The organism is Streptomyces sp. NPDC001678 (assembly GCF_042892945.1).
Lineage (GTDB): Bacteria > Actinomycetota > Actinomycetes > Streptomycetales > Streptomycetaceae > Streptomyces.
The window spans coordinates 156,902-174,539 of the sequence record NZ_JBIAUP010000015.1; the positions used below are offsets into that span (position 1 = coordinate 156,902).

At 72.8% G+C, this 17,638-nt stretch carries 14 protein-coding genes; 1 reads left to right on the plus strand and 13 read right to left on the minus strand.

Annotation, left to right across the window (positions count from 1 at the left end; translation table 11 throughout):
• Positions 1-53 precede the first annotated feature (53 nt).
• The 6 genes from topA to bldG all read right to left on the minus strand — a co-directional run bounded on the left by topA (position 54) and on the right by bldG (position 9,613).
• A complete protein-coding gene (topA, locus tag ACFYZR_RS27130; RefSeq protein ID WP_391914699.1) occupies positions 54-2,918 on the minus strand; it encodes a type I DNA topoisomerase in 2,865 nt (954 codons plus the stop codon).
• A 350-nt stretch (positions 2,919-3,268) separates the two neighbouring features.
• Complete coding sequence (locus ACFYZR_RS27135; RefSeq protein WP_391914701.1) at positions 3,269-4,795, minus strand: methyltransferase; 1,527 nt, start codon at positions 4,793-4,795, stop codon at positions 3,269-3,271.
• 169 nt (positions 4,796-4,964) lie between these two features.
• Complete coding sequence (locus tag ACFYZR_RS27140; RefSeq protein ID WP_391914703.1) at positions 4,965-5,543, minus strand: small secreted protein; 579 nt, start codon at positions 5,541-5,543, stop codon at positions 4,965-4,967.
• Positions 5,544-5,789: 246 nt separating this feature from the next.
• Entirely contained in the window at positions 5,790-8,195 is a 2,406-nt protein-coding gene (locus ACFYZR_RS27145) for a sodium-translocating pyrophosphatase (RefSeq protein ID WP_391914705.1), read from the minus strand.
• Between the two features lie 384 nt (positions 8,196-8,579).
• Positions 8,580-9,080 carry an ATP-binding protein gene (locus ACFYZR_RS27150; protein WP_391914707.1) on the minus strand — a complete coding sequence of 167 codons (501 nt, stop codon included), beginning with the start codon at positions 9,078-9,080 and terminating at the stop codon, positions 8,580-8,582.
• Positions 9,081-9,271: 191 nt separating this feature from the next.
• Entirely contained in the window at positions 9,272-9,613 is a 342-nt protein-coding gene (gene bldG, locus ACFYZR_RS27155) for an anti-sigma factor antagonist BldG (protein WP_030367299.1), read from the minus strand.
• A gap of 54 nt (positions 9,614-9,667) precedes the next feature.
• On the opposite strand from bldG, the gene ACFYZR_RS27160 reads away from it, so the two are divergent.
• Positions 9,668-12,124, plus strand: a complete 2,457-nt coding sequence (locus ACFYZR_RS27160) for a DEAD/DEAH box helicase (protein ID WP_391914709.1) — start codon at positions 9,668-9,670, stop codon at positions 12,122-12,124.
• Between the two features lie 38 nt (positions 12,125-12,162).
• Here ACFYZR_RS27160 and ACFYZR_RS27165 read toward each other — a convergent pair whose 3' ends face one another.
• The 7 genes from ACFYZR_RS27165 to ssd form a co-directional block, all read right to left on the minus strand.
• Positions 12,163-12,537, minus strand: a complete 375-nt coding sequence (locus ACFYZR_RS27165; protein ID WP_391914711.1) for an Rv3654c family TadE-like protein — start codon at positions 12,535-12,537, stop codon at positions 12,163-12,165.
• Entirely contained in the window at positions 12,497-12,865 is a 369-nt protein-coding gene (locus tag ACFYZR_RS27170) for a TadE family type IV pilus minor pilin (protein WP_391914713.1), read from the minus strand. The genes ACFYZR_RS27165 and ACFYZR_RS27170 overlap by 41 nt, the downstream gene beginning before the upstream one ends.
• On the minus strand, positions 12,852-13,067 hold the full coding sequence (locus ACFYZR_RS27175; RefSeq protein ID WP_391914715.1) for a DUF4244 domain-containing protein: 216 nt from the start codon (positions 13,065-13,067) through the stop codon (positions 12,852-12,854). Before ACFYZR_RS27175 ends, ACFYZR_RS27170 begins: the two co-directional genes overlap by 14 nt.
• Before the next feature lie 182 nt (positions 13,068-13,249).
• Positions 13,250-13,846, minus strand: coding sequence for a type II secretion system F family protein (locus ACFYZR_RS27180; protein WP_391914717.1), 597 nt, complete (start codon positions 13,844-13,846; stop codon positions 13,250-13,252).
• A 236-nt stretch (positions 13,847-14,082) separates the two neighbouring features.
• A complete protein-coding gene (locus ACFYZR_RS27185) occupies positions 14,083-15,042 on the minus strand; it encodes a type II secretion system F family protein (protein ID WP_391914719.1) in 960 nt (319 codons plus the stop codon).
• Positions 15,039-16,196 carry a TadA family conjugal transfer-associated ATPase gene (locus ACFYZR_RS27190; protein WP_391914721.1) on the minus strand — a complete coding sequence of 386 codons (1,158 nt, stop codon included), beginning with the start codon at positions 16,194-16,196 and terminating at the stop codon, positions 15,039-15,041. The genes ACFYZR_RS27185 and ACFYZR_RS27190 overlap by 4 nt, the downstream gene beginning before the upstream one ends.
• Positions 16,193-17,302 carry a septum site-determining protein Ssd gene (ssd, locus tag ACFYZR_RS27195; RefSeq protein ID WP_391914723.1) on the minus strand — a complete coding sequence of 370 codons (1,110 nt, stop codon included), beginning with the start codon at positions 17,300-17,302 and terminating at the stop codon, positions 16,193-16,195. The genes ACFYZR_RS27190 and ssd overlap by 4 nt, the downstream gene beginning before the upstream one ends.
• Positions 17,303-17,638 lie beyond the last annotated feature (336 nt).

Sequence of the window (17,638 nt, forward strand, 5' to 3'; positions counted from 1 at the left end):
CCCGGTCCGGACTGCTCGGCGTCGACTCCCGACTGCTCGGCGTCGGCTCCGGCCTACTCGGCGTCGGCCGCCGCTGCCGTCGACGCGGCGGTCTTCTTGGCCGCAGCCGTCGTCTTCTTCGCCGCGGCGGTCTTCGTCGCCGTGGTCTTCTTGGCGGCCGTCGTCTTCTTGGCCGCGGTCTTCTTCGCCGGGGCCTTCTTGGCGGCGGCCTTCTTGGCGGCGGCCTTCTTCGCGGGCGCCTTCTTCGCCACCTTCTTGGCCGGCCCCTTGGCGCGCTTCTCCGCGAGCAGCTCGTAGCCGCGCTCCGGCGTGATCGTCTCGACGTCGTCGTCACGGCGCAGCGTCGCGTTGGTCTCGCCGTCGGTGACGTACGGGCCGAAGCGGCCGTCCTTGACCACGACCGGACGCTCGCTGACCGGGTCGGTGCCGAGCTCCTTCAGCGGGGGCTTGGCCGCGGCGCGGCCGCGCTGCTTGGGCTGCGCGTAGATCGCCAGGGCCTCGTCCAGCGTGATGCTGAAGATCTGGTCCTCGGCCTCCAGGGAGCGCGAGTCCGTGCCCTTCTTCAGGTACGGGCCGTAGCGGCCGTTCTGCGCGGTGATCTCCACGCCCTCGGCGTCCTTGCCGACCACCCGGGGGAGGGACATCAGCCGCAGCGCGTCGTCCAGCGTCACCGTGTCGAGGGACATCGACTTGAAGAGCGACGCGGTACGCGGCTTGACGGCGTTCTTCCCGGTCTTCGGGGTGCCCTCGGGGAGCACCTCGGTGACGTACGGGCCGTAGCGGCCGTCACGGGCGACGATCTGGTGGCCGGTGCCCGGGTCGGCGCCCAGCTCGAAGTCGCCGCTCGGCTTGGCGAGCAGCTCCTCCGCGTACTCCACCGTCAGCTCGTCCGGGGCCAGGTCGGTGGGGACGTCGGCGCGCTGGTGGCCCTCGGCGTCCTTCTCGCCGCGCTCCACATACGGGCCGTAGCGGCCGACGCGCAGCACGATGTCGTTGCCCACGGGGAAGGAGGACACCTCGCGGGCGTCGATCGCGCCCAGGTCGGTGACGAGCTCCTTCAGACCGCCGAGGTGGTCGCCGTCGCCGTTGCCGGCGTCGGCGGCGCCGCCCTCCGGGCCCTCGCCGAAGTAGAACCGGCGCAGCCACGGCACGGCCTGGGCCTCGCCGCGGGCGATGCGGTCGAGGTCCTCCTCCATCGAGGCGGTGAAGTCGTAGTCGACGAGCCGGCCGAAGTGCTTCTCCAGCAGGTTGACGACGGCGAAGCTCAGGAAGGACGGCACGAGCGCCGTGCCCTTCTTGAAGACGTAGCCGCGGTCGAGGATCGTGCCGATGATCGACGCGTAGGTCGACGGGCGGCCGATCTCCCGCTCCTCGAGCTCCTTGACCAGCGAGGCCTCGGTGTAGCGGGCCGGGGGCTTGGTGGCGTGGCCGTCGGCGGTGATCTCCTCGGCCGTCAGCGCGTCGCCCTCGGCGACCTGCGGCAGCCGGCGCTCGCGGTCGTCCAGCTCGGCGTTCGGGTCGTCGGCGCCCTCGACGTAGGCCTTCATGAAGCCGTGGAAGGTGATGGTCTTGCCGGACGCGCTGAACTCGGCGTCCCGGCCGTCGCTCGCCCGGCCGCCGATCCGCACGGTGACGGAGTTGCCGGTCGCGTCCTTCATCTGGGAGGCGACGGTCCGCTTCCAGATCAGCTCGTAGAGCCGGAACTGATCGCCGCTCAGACCCGTCTCGGCGGGGGTGCGGAAACGATCACCCGAAGGACGGATCGCCTCGTGCGCCTCCTGGGCGTTCTTGACCTTCCCGGCGTACGTGCGCGGCTTCTCCGGCAGGTAGTCGGCGCCGTAGAGCTGGGTCACCTGCGCCCGGGCGGCGGTGATCGCCGTGTCCGAGAGCGTGGTGGAGTCCGTACGCATATAGGTGATGAAGCCGTTCTCGTACAGCTTCTGGGCCACCTGCATGGTCGCCTTGGCACCGAAGCCCAGCTTGCGCGAGGCCTCCTGCTGGAGCGTGGTGGTGCGGAAAGGCGCGTACGGGGAGCGGCGGTACGGCTTGGACTCGACCGAGCGCACCGAGAAGGCGGTGTCGGCGAGGGCGGCGGCCAGCCCGCGGGCGGTCGCCTCGTCCAGGTGGAGGACCTGGGAGCGGTCCTTGAGCTGCCCGTTCGACCCGAAGTCACGGCCCTGGGCGACACGCCGGCCGTCGACCGAGGCCAGCCGTGCGATCAGGGTCGAGGGGTCGCTGTTGTCGCCGGGACGACCGGTGCCGAAGGTGCCGGTGAGGTCCCAGTACTCGGCGGACCGGAAGGCGATGCGCTCCCGCTCCCGCTCGACGACGAGCCGCGTGGCCACGGACTGCACCCGGCCGGCGGACAGCCGCGGCATGACCTTCTTCCAGAGGACCGGCGAGACCTCGTAGCCGTAGAGGCGGTCGAGGATGCGGCGGGTCTCCTGGGCGTCGACGAGCTTCTTGTTGAGCTCGCGCGGATTGGCGACGGCGGCCTGGATGGCGTCCTTGGTGATCTCGTGGAAGACCATCCGGCGGACCGGGACCTTGGGCTTGAGGACTTCCTGGAGGTGCCAGGCGATGGCCTCGCCCTCGCGGTCCTCATCGGTGGCGAGGAAGAGCTCGTCGGACTCGGCCAGCAGGCCCTTGAGCTTCTTGACCTGATCCTTCTTGTCGGCGTTGACGACGTAGATCGGCTGGAAGTCCTTGTCCACGTTGACGCCGAGCCGGGCCCAGGGCTCACCCTTGTACTTCGCCGGGACCTCGGCGGCCCCGTTCGGGAGGTCACGGATGTGCCCGACGCTCGCCTCGACGACGTATCCGGGGCCGAGGTAGCCCTTGATCGTCTTCGCCTTGGCAGGCGACTCGACGATGACGAGTCGGCGGCCGCCCTGTGCGGTCTCGCTGGTCGGGGACAACTTCGCTCTTCTTCCGGTCGACACTCGGTGGGTGTTTCGGTCTGGGCGTTGCGTGACGCTGCGGAGTGTGACGGTACATCCCGCCCCCGTGTCAAACGGAAAAAGCCCGCAACGCCACTCGAACGGTAACCCGACAAGCGTCCTGTCTGCCGCCCGGACCGTCACACCACTGCCAGGAGGGCCCCATCGGCCCCACGGCCGCCGCCCGCCGCACCGGCCCTGCCCGGCGGGCGGGACGGGCGGCGGAAACATGACGCGAACACGACCCCTCCGTCCGCCCTTCCCAAGAGTCGGGCGACGGCTTCCCGGGGCCCGGGCCGGTGGGACGGCGAGGGGCCGAAGGCGAGCCCTCAGTCGCCGACCGGCGAGAGAAAGCCCTGCTCGACGAGGGTGCGGATGGAGTCCGGCGTACGGTCGCGGAGGAGCACCGCGTCCTCCCCGACGAGCTGGGCGATGGCGTCGAGGATCCGGCCCGCCGGGAGCGTCCCGTCGCAGACGCCCGCGAAGCCCGCCCCGACCGTGTCCACCTTGGTGGCCCGGCGCATCCCCCGGTTCTGCCGCAGCACGACGTGCTCGGGGTCCTCGGCGCCCGGCAGCCCGACCTGTTCCTGGACGACCTCGTCGGCCAGCGTGAAACGGGCCGCGAGCAGCGCCGCGTCGTCATGCGACCGGAGGAAGTCCTGTCGCTCGAAATGAGCCGTTACGGACGGGCCGAGCGGCTGCTCGACCGGGTGCGGCCACTCCTCCGCGATCACCGACGGGCGGTCGCTGCCCGTTTTGCGCAACGTGATCCAGCCAAATCCGACGCCCTTGGTCTTGCGGGCCTCGAACTCCGCCAGCCAGGCGTCGTAGCGGGCCGCGTACTCCTCGGGCGCGGTGCGGTGGTCACCGGCGTCGCGCAGCCACAGCTCGGCGTACTGGGCGATGTCCTGGACCTCGCGCTGGACGATCCACGCGTCGCAGCCGCGCGGCACCCAGGAGGACAGCCGCTCGCGCCAGTCCTCGCCCTCGACGTGCTGCCAGTTGGCCAGCAGCTGGCAGTGGCCCCCGTCGTTGAGCCGGTCGGCCGAGTTCTGGACCAGCGTGCGGCACAGGTCGTCGCCGCCCATGCCTCCGTCGCGGTAGGTCAGCCGGGCGCCGGGCGAGATCACGAAGGGCGGGTTGGAGACGATCAGGTCGAAGGTCTCCCCCGCGACCGGCTCGAAGAGCGAGCCCTGGCGCAGATCGGCCTCCGGCGCGCCGGACAGCGCGAGGGTGAGCCGCGCGATGTGGAGCGCGCGCGGGTTGAGGTCCGTGGCCGTGACCTTGGTCGCGTGCTGGGCGGCGTGCAGCGCCTGGATGCCGGAGCCGGTGCCGAGGTCGAGGGCGCTGCCGACGGGGGTGCGGACCGTGATCCCGGCGAGCGTGGTGGAGGCCCCGCCGACGCCGAGGACGAGCTCCGAGCGGTCCACCCCGGCCGGGCCGCCGCCCCCGGCGATCCCGCCGGCACCGCCGACGGCGCAGCCGAGGTCGGAGACGATCCACCAGTCCTGGCCGTCGGGCCCGCCGTACGGGCGGACGTCGACGGTGGCCCGTACCTCGTCGCCGTCGCGGACGAGCCAGCCGTCGGCGAGGCAGTCGGCCACGGGCAGCGCGGCGGCGGCACGGTCGTACGAGACGGGGCACTGGAGCAGGAAGAGCCGGGTCAGCGTCTCCAGCGGGCCGTCGCCGCGCGTGGCGCGCAGGGCGGGGACGGTCTCGCTGCGGGCGAGGGCTGCGTAGGCGGGGGCGCCGAGCAGGTCGAGGAGGCCGTCGGCGGTGAAGGCGGCGGCCAGCAGGGATTCGCGCAGGCGTGCGGTGCGCGTGGGATCGGCGTCGGGAAGGCGGGGCGTACTCACGGGACCATTGTCGGGGGCGGCACCGGGGAACGACGAAGGCCCGGCGCGCCGGAGGGGGCGCACCGGGGCCGGACGGCCGCCGTGCCTTCCTGGCCGACCGTGCTTTCTTGGTCGGCCGTGCCTTCTTGGCCGGCCGTGCCTTCTTGGCCGGCTATGCCTTCTTGGCCGGCTATGCCTTCTTGGTCTGCGACGGGGAGCCCACCGGCTTCTGGCAGGCCGGCGTCCTCGACATCGCCTTGCCGACGTCGCCGGACTGGAGCTTCTTGAGCGCGTCGTCGCTCCGGCCGCTGAGCTTGGCGATGTCGCCCGCGATGGCCTTGAGGCCGTCGCCGAACTTGGACCTGTCGCCGGTGTCCAGCCCGTCCACCCGCTTCTTCAGCTCGGCGTACGCCCCGGAGAGGTCGTTGAGCGCCTTGACCGCGTTCTTCTGGCTGCTCTCGCCGTCCTTGACGGGCGGCGCGCCCGCGTTCTGGACGGCGGTCGCGAGCGACTTGTACGCGTCCACGTTGGCCTGGAAGGCCGCGGAGTCGGTCTGCTGGATCTTCTTGGAGTCCTGCTCGTTCAGGACGGTCGCGATGGAGGCGTTGGCATCGGTGATCTTCTTCACCTGAGGCTGCATCTGGTCGCAGACCTGCTTGGCCCAGTCATCCAGCTTCTTCTTGTTGCCGCTGTCGTCGCCGCCGCAGCCCGTCAGCACCAGGACGAGTGCCGCCCCGCCGGACAGTGCGGCCACAAGCTTCTTGTTCACCGGATTGGTCCCTTCGATGGCTCTCGGCCCGGGAACTTACACGTCCGCTCGGGAAGGGCCGGGAGCCAAGCACACCGTTTGCACCCTTTTAAAGCCATTTGCACCAAGTTTGGCGTGGCATTCACCGCACCTGGGCGGGGGTGCGAACGGTGTGCTCCGCTCATTTCCGTACGGGGTACCGCTCCGTGCGTCGTTCCGCGCATCGTTCCGTGCGCCGCTCCGTTTACCGCTCCGGCTGAGACGCCGTCAGAGCCGGGGGGACGGAGCCACCACCGCCGGGTCCGCGGACGACACCGCCCGCTCCGCGCCGTCGCCCCCGTCCACGGCGACACCGCGCCGCTTGGAGAGGTAGACCGCGCCCACGATGACGACAACGGCCAGCGCCGCGACGGCGATTCTCAGCCCCTTGTTGGCGTCGGCACCGTAACTGAACTTCACCACCGCCGGCGCGATGAGCAGCGCCACCAGATTCATCACCTTCAGCAGCGGGTTGATCGCGGGACCGGCGGTGTCCTTGAACGGGTCGCCGACCGTGTCGCCGATGACGGTCGCCGCGTGCGCCTCGCTGCCCTTGCCGCCGTGGTGCCCGTCCTCGACGAGCTTCTTGGCGTTGTCCCAGGCGCCACCGGAGTTGGCGAGGAAGACGGCCATCAGGGTCCCGGTGCCGATCGCCCCGGCCAGGTACGAGCCGAGCGCCCCGACGCCCAGCGAGAAGCCGACGGCGATGGGGGCCAGCACCGCGAGCAGACCGGGGGTGGCCAGCTCGCGCAGCGCGTCCTTGGTGCAGATGTCCACCACGCGCCCGTACTCGGGCTTCTCGCTGTAGTCCATGATCCCGGGGTGCTCGCGGAACTGCCGCCGCACCTCGTAGACCACCGCGCCCGCCGACCGCGACACCGCGTTGATCGCGAGCCCCGAGAAGAGGAAGACGACGGCCGCGCCGAGGACCAGCCCGACCAGGTTGTTGGGCTGCGAGATGTCCAGGCTCAGCCCCATCTCCCCCGCCTTGGCGTGCACATCCGCCACGGCCGTCGCGATCGCGTCGCGGTACGAGCCGAACAGCGCGGACGCGGCGAGGACGGCCGTCGCGATCGCGATGCCCTTGGTGATCGCCTTGGTGGTGTTGCCCACCGCGTCGAGGTCGGTGAGCACCCGCGCGCCCGCGCCCTCGACGTCACCGGACATCTCGGCGATGCCCTGCGCGTTGTCGGAGACCGGCCCGAAGGTGTCCATCGCCACGATGACGCCGACGGTCGTCAGCAGCCCGGTGCCCGCGAGGGCCACCGCGAACAGGGCCAGCATGATCGAGGTGCCACCGAGCAGGAACGCCCCGTACACCCCGAGCGCGATCAGCACGGCCGAGTAGACCGCGGACTCCAGGCCCACGGAGATCCCCGCGAGGACGACGGTCGCCGGGCCGGTCAGGGACGTCTTGCCGATGTCCCGCACGGGGCGCCGGCCGGTCTCGGTGAAGTAGCCCGTGAGCTGCTGGATCAGGGCCGCGAGGACGATGCCGATGGCCACGGCCACCAGGGCGAGGACGCGCGGGTCGCCGCCGTGCCCCTGGATGGCGGCGTCGCCGACGCCCTTCAAGTCGGCGTAACTGGAGGGCAGATAGGCGAACACGGCCACCGCCACCAGCACCAGCGAGATGACGGCCGAGACGAAGAACCCCCGGTTGATCGCGGTCATCCCACTTCGGTCGCTGCGGCGCGGCGCCACCGCGAAGATGCCGATCATCGCCGTGACCACGCCGATGGCGGGCACGAGCAGCGGGAAGGCCAGGCCCGAGTCGCCGAAGGCGGCCTTGCCGAGGATCAGCGCGGCGACGAGCGTCACGGCGTACGACTCGAAGAGGTCGGCCGCCATGCCCGCGCAGTCCCCGACGTTGTCGCCCACGTTGTCGGCGATGGTGGCCGCGTTGCGGGGGTCGTCCTCGGGGATGCCCTGCTCGACCTTGCCGACCAGGTCGGCGCCCACGTCGGCGGCCTTGGTGAAGATGCCGCCGCCGACCCTCATGAACATGGCCAGCAGCGCCGCGCCGAAGCCGAAGCCCTCCAGCACCTTGGGCGCGTCGGCCGCGTAGACCAGCACCACACAGGAGGCGCCCAGCAGACCGAGGCCGACCGTGCACATGCCGACGACGCCACCCGTACGGAACGCGACCTTCATGGCCCGGTGGGCCACGGCCGTCAGGTCCTTCTCCGGCTCGCCCTCCGCGGGGGTCGCCTCCCGCGCCGCCGCCGCCACCCGCACATTGCTGCGCACCGCGAGCCACATGCCGATATAGCCGGTGGCCGCCGAGAACACGGCACCGACCAGGAAGAAGAGCGAACGGCCCATGCGCTGCGACCAGTTGTCGGCCGGCAGCAGCATCAGCAGGAAGAACACGATCACGGCGAAGACGCCGAGGGTGCGCAACTGCCGGGCGAGATAGGCGTTCGCACCCTCCTGCACCGCCGCGGCGATTCTCTTCATGCTGTCGGTTCCCTCACCGGCCGCCAGCACCTGACGCACCAGCACCACGGCCACCACGAGCGCCGCAGCCGCCACCACCGCGATCACCGTGACGAGGGTGCGATTGCCGTCGGTGAGCTCGACGGCGAGTCGTTGAGTGAAGTCCACCTGTTCAGGGGTGAAAGGCCCCGCCATTCGTCCTCCTTAGACGTTTGGCACATGGGCGCGCGGCCATTCGTCCAGCCGCCACGCTCAGGCGTCCTGAGCTCAAGATGGACGGATTGTAGGGAGCATGGCGAGATCAAAACAGAGCGCGGCAAACGGAATGAGACTTCTCGCGAACCGAGCCCGCACGGAGCCCATCGGGGGAAATGGTGAAGATCAAGAATTGATCCCCGGAGGATCCCCGGAAAAACGATCATTCATTGATCGATCGGTGAAGAATCACAATGGCGCGAGAACACGAGCGGAGCCATGGGCAGCGTTCCCCACCCGGGTGACGACGGTTCCCGCCCGGGGCGACGACGCACGGTTACGACCGGCGTCAGCCGCGCGCTACAGCGCGAAGCGGCTGCCGGACTACGGCGTGACGGACGACGGTGTCGTCGGCCAGCTCATCCGGATCAGGCCGCCCGTCTCACTCGCCGTCACCTCGACGTCATCGACCAGGCCGCTGATCACGGCGAGCCCCATGTCGTCCTCGCTGTCGGCACCGCTGTCGTCCGGCGTGGCGGGGGCGACGGAAGCGGATGACGCCGGGGAACCGGCGGGGGCTGCGGAGGCGCCGGAACCGGACGCGGCAGCGGCCGTCGCAGCCATGACACCGGGGTGGGGGGCGTCGTCGGCGACCTCGATGGAGAACTTCTTCTCGTCCTCCGTGAGCACCACCTTCACCGGGCCGGCGATCTCATGGCTCCGGTGGAGGCTCACGGCGCGTGAGCACGCCTCGCCGACGGCGAGGCGGACCTCGTCCAGCACGGCCTCGTCGACCCCCGCCCGGCGCGCCACCGCGGCCGCCACGAGCCTGGCCGTGCGGACGTGCTCGGGAAGGGCGCTGAAGAGCAGTTCGACGGTGGCCATGCCATCCCCCTCGGTGGTACGTGCCCTCGTCCCCACTGCCGGAACACAGGGCGAACTCGCGGAGGGGCCGGGCCCGTGAGCCCGTCACCCCCGGCGCGGCTATGTGGCTGTGCGGCTGTACGCGTGCGGCACCGCGGCCGTACGACGGGCGGGCGGGCGCCATCCGGCGCCGACCGACCGCCACCCGGCCGTCAGTCGGTCGCCTGCACCGCGTCCTCGACCGAGGTGTGGATCGGGAACACCTTGGTCAGGCCGGTGATACGGAAAATCTTCAGGATGCGCTCCTGGTTGCAGACCAGCCGCAGCGAACCCTCATGGGCGCGCACGCGCTTCAGCCCGCCGACCAGGACGCCGAGCCCGGTGGAGTCGAGGAAGTCGACGCCCTCCATGTCCACGACGAGGTGATAGCTGCCGTCGTTGACAAGCTCGACCAGCTGCTCACGCAGCTTGGGCGCGGTGTACACATCAATCTCGCCACCGACCCGGACAACCGTACGGTCGCCTACGGTCTCGGTCGACAGGGACAGGTCCACGGATCCTCCAGCACCTTGCATCGAGCGGTCGCCCCCCATGGATCGGCAGCCGCGATGGCATTCAATCACTTACCGGCAGGCGCGCACGACGCCTTGGCGCCATTGTCCGTCAAGCCGGTGACACACTCGGTGTCGATGGCCAACGATCAACTCCCGCCGGAGGCGGGCGTGCACCCCGCTCCCCGGACAGTCCTCGACCGACTCGCCGCCGGGCCGGGCCGGGCTGCACGCATCACTCATACGGAGCACTTGCCCCCTCGTCCCGGACGTCATGCCCCCTGGCCGGAGAAGATCCGGCCGGAAGTGATCGACGCCATCCGGGCCGCCGGAATCGAACGGCCTTGGGCCCACCAGGCGCGCGTCGCCGAGCACGCGCTGCGCGGCGAGTCGGCCGTGGTGGCCACCGGCACCGCCTCCGGCAAGTCCCTCGCCTATCTGGCCCCCGTCCTCAGCGCCCTGCTGGACGGCTCCGAGGCCCCCAACGGGCGGGGCGCGACCGCCCTCTACCTCGCCCCCACCAAGGCCCTCGCCGCCGACCAGCGGCGCGCCGTACGCGCCCTCGCCGACCCCCTGGGCAAGGGCGTCCGGCCCGCCGTCTACGACGGGGACACCCCCTTCGAGGAACGCGAGTGGGTACGTCAGTACGCCAATTACGCCCTGACCAACCCGGACATGCTCCACCGCTCGATCCTGCCCGCCCACCCCCGATGGGCCTCCTTCCTGCGCGCCCTGCGCTATGTCGTCATCGACGAGTGCCACACCTACCGGGGCGTCTTCGGCTCCCACGTCGCCCAGGTGCTCCGCCGGCTGCGCCGCCTGTGCGCCCGTTACGGCTCCGACCCCGTCTTCCTCCTCGCCTCCGCCACGGCCTCCGAGCCCGGCCCCGCCGCGAGCCGGCTCACCGGCCTGCCGGTGGCGGAGGTCACCGAGGACGCCTCCCCGCGCGGCGAAGTGGTCTTCGCCCTCTGGGAGCCCCCGCTCACCGAGCTCCACGGCGAGCGGGGCGCCCCCGTCCGCCGCACCGCCACCGCCGAGACCGCCGACCTCCTCACCGACCTCGCCGTCCAGGGCGTGCGCACCGTCGCCTTCGTCCGCTCCCGGCGCGGCGCCGAGCTGGTGGCCCTCATCGCCCAGGAGCGGCTGGCCGCCGTGGACCGTTCCCTCCCCTCCCGCGTCGCCGCCTACCGCGGCGGCTACCTCCCCGAGGAGCGCCGCGCCCTGGAGCGCTCCCTCCACACCGGCGAGCTGCTGGGCCTCGCCGCCACCTCAGCCCTGGAACTGGGCGTCGACGTCGCCGGCCTCGACGCCGTCCTCCTCTCCGGCTACCCCGGCACCCGCGCCTCCCTGTGGCAGCAGGCCGGCCGCGCGGGCCGCACCGGCCGGGGCGCGCTCGCCGTCCTGATCGCCCGCGACGACCCCCTGGACACCTACCTCGTCCACCACCCCGAGGCCCTCTTCCGGCAGCCCGTGGAGTCCACCGTCCTCGACCCGGACAACCCCTACGTCCTCGCGCCCCACCTGTGCGCGGCCGCCGAGGAGCTGCCCCTGACCGAGTCCGACCTGTCGCTCTTCGGACCCGAGGCCATGGTCGTGATCTCCCAGCTGGAGGCCCGCAAGCTCCTCCGCCACCGGGGCACCGCCTGGCACTGGACCCGCCGCGAGCGCGCCGCCGACCTCACCGACATCCGGGGCGGGGGCGGCCGCCCCGTCCAGGTCGTCGAGGAGGGCACGGGACGGCTGCTGGGCACCGTGGACCGGTCCGCCGCCCACACCTCCGTCCACGAGGGCGCCGTCCACCTCCACCAGGGCCGCAGCTACCTCGTGCGTCACCTCGACCTCGACGACTCCGTCGCCCTGGTGGAACAGGCCGACCCGCCCTACTCCACGACGGCCCGCGACACCACGGCCGTCTCCATCCTGGAGACCACCACCGAGGTCCCCTGGGGGGACGCACGGCTGTGCTTCGGCTCCGTCGAGGTCACCAACCAGGTCGTCTCCTTCCTCCGTCGCAGACTCATCACCGGCGAGGTCATGGGCGAGACCAAGCTGGACCTGCCGCCCCGCACCCTGCGCACCCGCGCCGTGTGGTGGACCGTCACCGAGGACCAGCTCGACGACGCCCGGATCTCCCCCGAGGCCCTCGGCGGCGCCCTCCACGCCGCCGAACACGCTTCCATCGGCATGCTCCCCCTCTTCGCCACCTGCGACCGCTGGGACATCGGGGGCGTCTCCGTCCCCCTCCACCCCGACACCCTCCTGCCGACCGTCTTCGTCTACGACGGCCACCCCGGCGGCGCCGGCTTCGCCGAGCGCGCCTTCCACACCGCCGCCCGCTGGCTCGGCGCCACCCGCGAGGCGATCGCGGCCTGCGAGTGCGCCACCGGGTGCCCTTCCTGCATCCAGTCCCCCAAATGCGGGAACGGCAACGACCCACTGGACAAGAAGGCCGCCATCCGCCTCCTCACCCGCCTCCTCTCCGACGCCCCGGAGACCCCGACGGAAACGGACTAAGCGCCGGGCGGCGCCGTCGGGCTACGTACGGCGAGGCGTCACGGCGCGTACGCCGCCTCCGGCGGCCCGGCGCGGGCCCGTACCCTCAGCGGGTACGGCCCGGCCCGGGCCTCCGCCGCCACTTCCGCGAACTCGCCCTTCACCCCGCAGCGCACCACGCTCACGCCCTGCGCCGATGCGACCCTCCGGGCGAGGCCACAGGCCACCGCCTCCCCCTGGAGGGCGTGGTCGGCGGCGGCGAGCGCCGCCAGGTCCGCTGCCCCGCCCGCACGATGACGGGCCATCACCACCTGGCTCATGGCCAGCAGCGCGGCGAAGACCACACAGGACGCCATCGCGACGGCCGCCACCCACACCGAGGCCAGACCTCCGTCATCCCACCGTCTCCTCCGCAAGAGCCACCGCCTCCCCACTCAGCCGTACCGCCAGCGGCCCCGGCCCGGCGGCCCGGGCCTCGACCCGCACCCGGACGAGATCGCCCTCCCGTGACAGCCCGATCCGGGCCCCGCGCGGAGCGGCGGACCGGGCCGCGGCGACGGCCGCCGGAGGCGGGTCCTGCCGGGCCGCCGCCCGCGCCCCCGCCCGGGCCGCATCCACGCACTGGATCTGCGCGGACGCGGCCATCAGCCCCCAGAGCAGGGCCAGGGCGAACAACATCAGCACCGGCAGTGCCACCGCGGCCTCGGCCGTCACATAGCCACCGTCGGACCGCACTCCGGACGCCCCATCAGAAGGTCGCATGGAGCGCCTTCACGATCAGTTGCTGAAGGGCCGAGCTGACGGCCCCACTGGTGACCACCTTGTACAGAACAGCCGCCAGCGCGCACGCCGCGAGCGTGCCCACCGCGTACTCCGCCGTCGTCATCCCGGCCTCACCGGCACCCCTCACCCAGGCCCGGCGCGCCGCCCACCACGACGTGACCTTCATCGCCACCACCGCCATGACCGATCCCCCATCTCTTGTTGACGTGCGCGGTGCGCGGCCTCATCCGTCGCACCGTCACTTTCCTTTTTTCGGGTGTTTCTTCAGGCGTTTCGTCAGGTGTTACTTCAGGTGTTACTTCAGGTGTTTCCTCATGCGCGTCTTCACGCGCTTGCTCTGTCCGCCCCTGTGCCAGGCCGCGCTCAGCTTCCGCGCATGAGTCCCTCCGCCAGCCCGGCCACCACCGGCACCACCCCGACCGTCAGGAACGCGGGCAGGAAGCAGAGCCCCAGCGGTGCCGTCGCCTGGACCCCCGCGCGACGGGCCCTCATCGCCGCCGTTCTCCCCTGAGCCGCGCGCAGCCGTGCCGCCAGCCGCGCCATGGGCTCCACCGCCGGGACTCCGGTGGCCTGAGCCCGTTCCAGGCAGCCGGCCAGCGGGGCCGCCCCGGGCAGGCTCCCCAGCCGCCCCCAGGCGGTGCCCGGATCACCGCCGAGCCGTACCTCCGCCGCCGCTTGGGCCAGCCGGGACCCGACCGGGCCGCCCAGCGAACCCCCGACCGCCTCGGCGGCCTCCCTGGGCCCGGCACCGGCGGCCAGGCAGGCGGCCAGAAGATCGGCCGCCAGGGGCAACTGCCGCCCCACTTCCTCGGCCCGCACCTCTCCCTCGGCCTCCTCGGCCTTCCGCCGCCATGCCCAGACACCACAGGCCGCGGCGACTCCCGCCACGCAACCGGTGACGCCCGCGACCAGCCAGACGAGCACGAGCCCGGCGATCCCCATCACCACGGCCGCCGCCATCGCCGCCCGCCTCTCCAGGCCGCTCACCGCGCGCCGTGACCGACTGCGCGACCGTCCCTCACCTTCCGCCGTCTCGCCTGCCGTCGGGCCATGGCTCCCGAGTAGAGTCACCAGTCGGCCACGCGCCGCGCGTCTGCCGCGCGCGCCCCTCCCCAGCACCGCCACGCACACCGTCGCGATCGCGACCAGCGCCACCGCCCACAGGCTGTGGACAACAACGCCCCCGTTGCCCCCGTTCACTTCTCCCGCTCCTTCCCGTTCGTCTTCCCCGGCCCTTCGGCGACCCGGACGATCCGCTGGGTCCACGCGATCCCCGCGCACTCCAGCAGTCCGCCGAGCAGCAGACACCCGAGCCCGGTCGGCGTGTGCAGCAGCACCCGCAACGGCTCGGCCCCCAGCGCGGCACCCATCAGCAACGCGAGGACGGGAAGCAGCGCCAGCATCACGGCCGTGGACCGGGTACCGGCCAACTGCGCGCGCAGGTCCTCCCGTTGATCCCGCTCGGCGCCCAGCGCCGCCGCGACCCGCTCCAGGCCCGCGGCCAGACCGGCCCCACCGTCGACCGCGACCCGCCAGCAGGCGGCCACCCCCTGGAGCCCCTCGGCCCCCGGCCGTCGCCCCGCCTTGCGCAGCGCGTCCGGTACGTCCCCGCCGAACCTCGCCGCCGCCGGCACCGCGGGCCACCCCGGGCCCAGCCCCGTCTCCCTCAGCCCGGACACCGCCGCACCGGGCTGACGCCCCGCCCTGAGCTCACCCGCGACGGTGCCGCACATGTCGATCACGGCGGATTCCCGGCGCTCCCGCTCACGCTGCCGCTCCCGCGCCGCCAGCCACCGTCGTACGAGCGGCACGGCCAGCGCTCCCACGATCAGCGGCAGCGCCGACTTCCCCAGCACCGCCACCGCGCAGCCGACGGGCAGGCAGAGCAACTCGCGCCTCTCCCGCGCCACCCGCCGCAAGCGCCCGGCCCACTCACCGAGCCGGCCCCGCACGGCAAGACCCGGACCGCCTCCGGCTCTCCCACTTCCGGCTCTCCCGCCACCGACCGGCCCGCCGCCGGCCAGCAACAGCCGGGCCCGCCGTACGCCCGGCCCCGGCCGCGCCCGCAGCGCGGCGAGAGCGCAGAGCGACAGGACGAAGAGCAACAGCGCGGCACACCCGGAGGGGGCCTGCGCCCCGGACGGCCACCCGGTCATGGCACACCTCCGGCACGCCCGCACAGCTCGGCCAGCCGGTCCCAGCCCCGCGCCCGCTCGAAGCCGTCCACGCCCCACACGGCCGCCGGTACGGTCGTCACCAGACCGGCGGAATCCCGGTCGAGCACATGGACTTCCGCGACCCTTCTGCGGCCACCGTGGTCACGGACCATATGGATCACCACCGACAGGGCGGCCGCGAGCTGGCTGTGCAGCGCCGCCCGGTCGAGGCCCGCCGTGGAGCCCAGCGCCTCCAGCCGGGCCGGAACGTCCGCGGCGGCATTGGCGTGCACCGTGCCGCAGCCTCCTTCGTGCCCCGTATTGAGGGCGGCCAGGAGATCGGTGACCTCGGGGCCGCGCACCTCGCCGACGACCAGCCGGTCCGGGCGCATCCGCAGCGCCTGGCGCACCAGATCCCGCAGGGTGACGAGGCCGGTGCCCTCCTGGTTCGCTGGGCGGGTCTCCAGCCGGACCACATGCGGGTGGTCCGGGCGCAGTTCGGCGGAGTCCTCGGCGAGGACGATCCGCTCGTCGGGCGCGACCAGCCCCAGCAGGGTGGACAGCAAAGTGGTCTTGCCCGAGCCCGTGCCGCCGCTGATGACGAAGGACAGCCGGGCGTCGAGGACGGCGCGCAGCAGCCGCTCCCCGTCAGGGGGCAGCGCCCCCGCGGCCACGAGCTCCGCCAGGGCGAAGGCGCGCGGCCGGACGACCCGCAGCGAGAGACAGGTGGATCCGACGGCCACGGGTGGCAGGACGGCGTGCAGGCGCGTGCCGTCCGGAAGGCGGGCATCCACCCAGGGCCGGGCGTCGTCGAGCCGGCGTCCGGCGATGGCGGCGAGGCGCTGGGCGAGGCCGCGCACCGCCGCCGCGTCGGGGAAGGTCACGTCGGTGCGCTCCAGGCCCGCGCCCCGGTCGATCCAGACCCGGTCGGGGGCGGTGACCAGGACGTCGGTGACGTCGGGCGCCGCCAGCAGGGGCTCCAGGGGGCCCGTACCGACCAGCTCGGAGCGCAACCGGGCCGCCACGCCGAGGACTTCGGCGTCACCCAGCAGCCGGCCCTCCCTGCGCAACGCCTCGGCGACCCGGGCGGGTGTCGGCTCGGCCCCGCTCTCCGCCAGCCGCAGCCGTACGGCGTCCAGCAGCGCGAGGCTCATGCCGGCACCCCCTCGTCCTCGGGGAGTGCCCTGGCCCAGAATTCCGCGCTGAAGCGGGCCAGTGGCCCCCGCTCGGCGCCGCCCGGCGGCCGGCCGGCGTCGAGCGCGGCCGACAGACCGGGCTCCAGAGGTAGTTCACCCGCGAGAGTGAGCCCCAGGAGGCGGGCGATCTCGTCCGCCTCCAGACCGGAGCCGAACGGGCCGCGCACGACGGCTCGCAGATCCCTCAGCAGCATGCCCAGCGTCGAGGCCACCCGGTGGGCCGCGGCGACGGCCCGCAGTTCGGCGGGGACCACCAGCAGGCCCAGGTCGAGCTGTTCCAGGGCTTCGACGGCCGGCTCGTCCAGCCTGCGCGGCAGGTCCACGACCACGACTCCGCCGCGCCGCCGGGCGGCGGCCAGGACGGCGCGCATCGCCTCGGGCGGGACGGCCGGGCAGTCGCCCCGGTCCCAGCTCAGGACGCGCAGGGAGTGGAGTTCGGGCAGGGCCTCCTCCAGGGCCTGTCCGGCCACCCGCCCCCGCGAGCCGGCGAAGGCGGGCCAGCGCAGCCCCTCGGTCCTCTCCCCGCCCAGCAGTACGTCGAGCCCGCCGCCCAGAGGATCGCCGTCGATCAGCATGGTGCGCCGCCCGGCGCGGGCCGCGCCCACGGCCAGGGCGCAGGCCAGGGTGCTGGCCCCCGCGCCGCCGCGGCCGCCGACGACGCCCACCGTGAGCGCCGGGCGGCCCACCCCCTCGACGGCGTCGGCGATCCGGTCGACGAGCCAGCCCTCCCCGTCGGGCAGCAGCGCCACATGGCGGGCGCCGATTCCGACGGCCCTGCGCCAGACGCCGGGGTCGCCGGGATCCCTGCCGACGAGCACCACGCCCTCGCCGCGGGCGGCGGCCCCCAGTCCGGTGGCGCTGTCGTCACCCACCAGGACCAAGGGCGCGCCGTCCCAGCCGGCTCCCCGGGTGAACGGGCCGTGGACGACCTCGGGCACGGCGCCCGCCGCGGCGCACAGCCTCAGCAGATCGTCGAGCAGCGCCTCGTCCTCCGTGACGATCAGCGGGCCCCGCTGCTTGCCGTCGCCGGAAGCGGGCCGATCGGACGTACTGGATCCGGTCACGGTCTCTCCCCTCTCACTCCACGCTCTCGTCTCCGCGGGCATCGCGGAACTCGCGGGGAATCACCGTGCAGCGAACCGGGAAATCGTGTGGATCTTGGTCAAAAACTGTGGACAACTCAACGGTTGTGAATATCCCGCTCACCTATACCGGTGACTTCCGGAGAGCAGCATGGCGATTACGCTGCGTAACGGGTATGAAGGGGGGGAGGCCAAGCGCCCGACGGGGCGATCAAGGACGAGGGAGGCCCGATGGCGAAGACCAAAACGCATCCGGACATGCGACGACCCCCGCCGGGGGGGAGAGCGGGGGTCGTCCCCACGGCCGACTCGGGGGGG

Excerpts from the sequence above, each read along its gene's own strand:
- ACFYZR_RS27145 (WP_391914705.1), bottom strand. The coding sequence starts at position 8,195 with ATGGCGGGGCCTTTCACCCCTGAACAGGTGGACTTCACTCAACGACTC.
- ACFYZR_RS27150 (WP_391914707.1), bottom strand. The coding sequence starts at position 9,080 with ATGGCCACCGTCGAACTGCTCTTCAGCGCCCTTCCCGAGCACGTCCGC.
- ACFYZR_RS27160 (WP_391914709.1), top strand. The coding sequence starts at position 9,668 with ATGGCATTCAATCACTTACCGGCAGGCGCGCACGACGCCTTGGCGCCA.
- ACFYZR_RS27170 (WP_391914713.1), bottom strand. The coding sequence starts at position 12,865 with ATGCGACCTTCTGATGGGGCGTCCGGAGTGCGGTCCGACGGTGGCTAT.
- ACFYZR_RS27175 (WP_391914715.1), bottom strand. The coding sequence starts at position 13,067 with ATGGCGGTGGTGGCGATGAAGGTCACGTCGTGGTGGGCGGCGCGCCGG.
- ACFYZR_RS27180 (WP_391914717.1), bottom strand. The coding sequence starts at position 13,846 with ATGGCGGCGGCCGTGGTGATGGGGATCGCCGGGCTCGTGCTCGTCTGG.
- ACFYZR_RS27185 (WP_391914719.1), bottom strand. The coding sequence starts at position 15,042 with ATGACCGGGTGGCCGTCCGGGGCGCAGGCCCCCTCCGGGTGTGCCGCG.
- ACFYZR_RS27190 (WP_391914721.1), bottom strand. The coding sequence starts at position 16,196 with ATGAGCCTCGCGCTGCTGGACGCCGTACGGCTGCGGCTGGCGGAGAGC.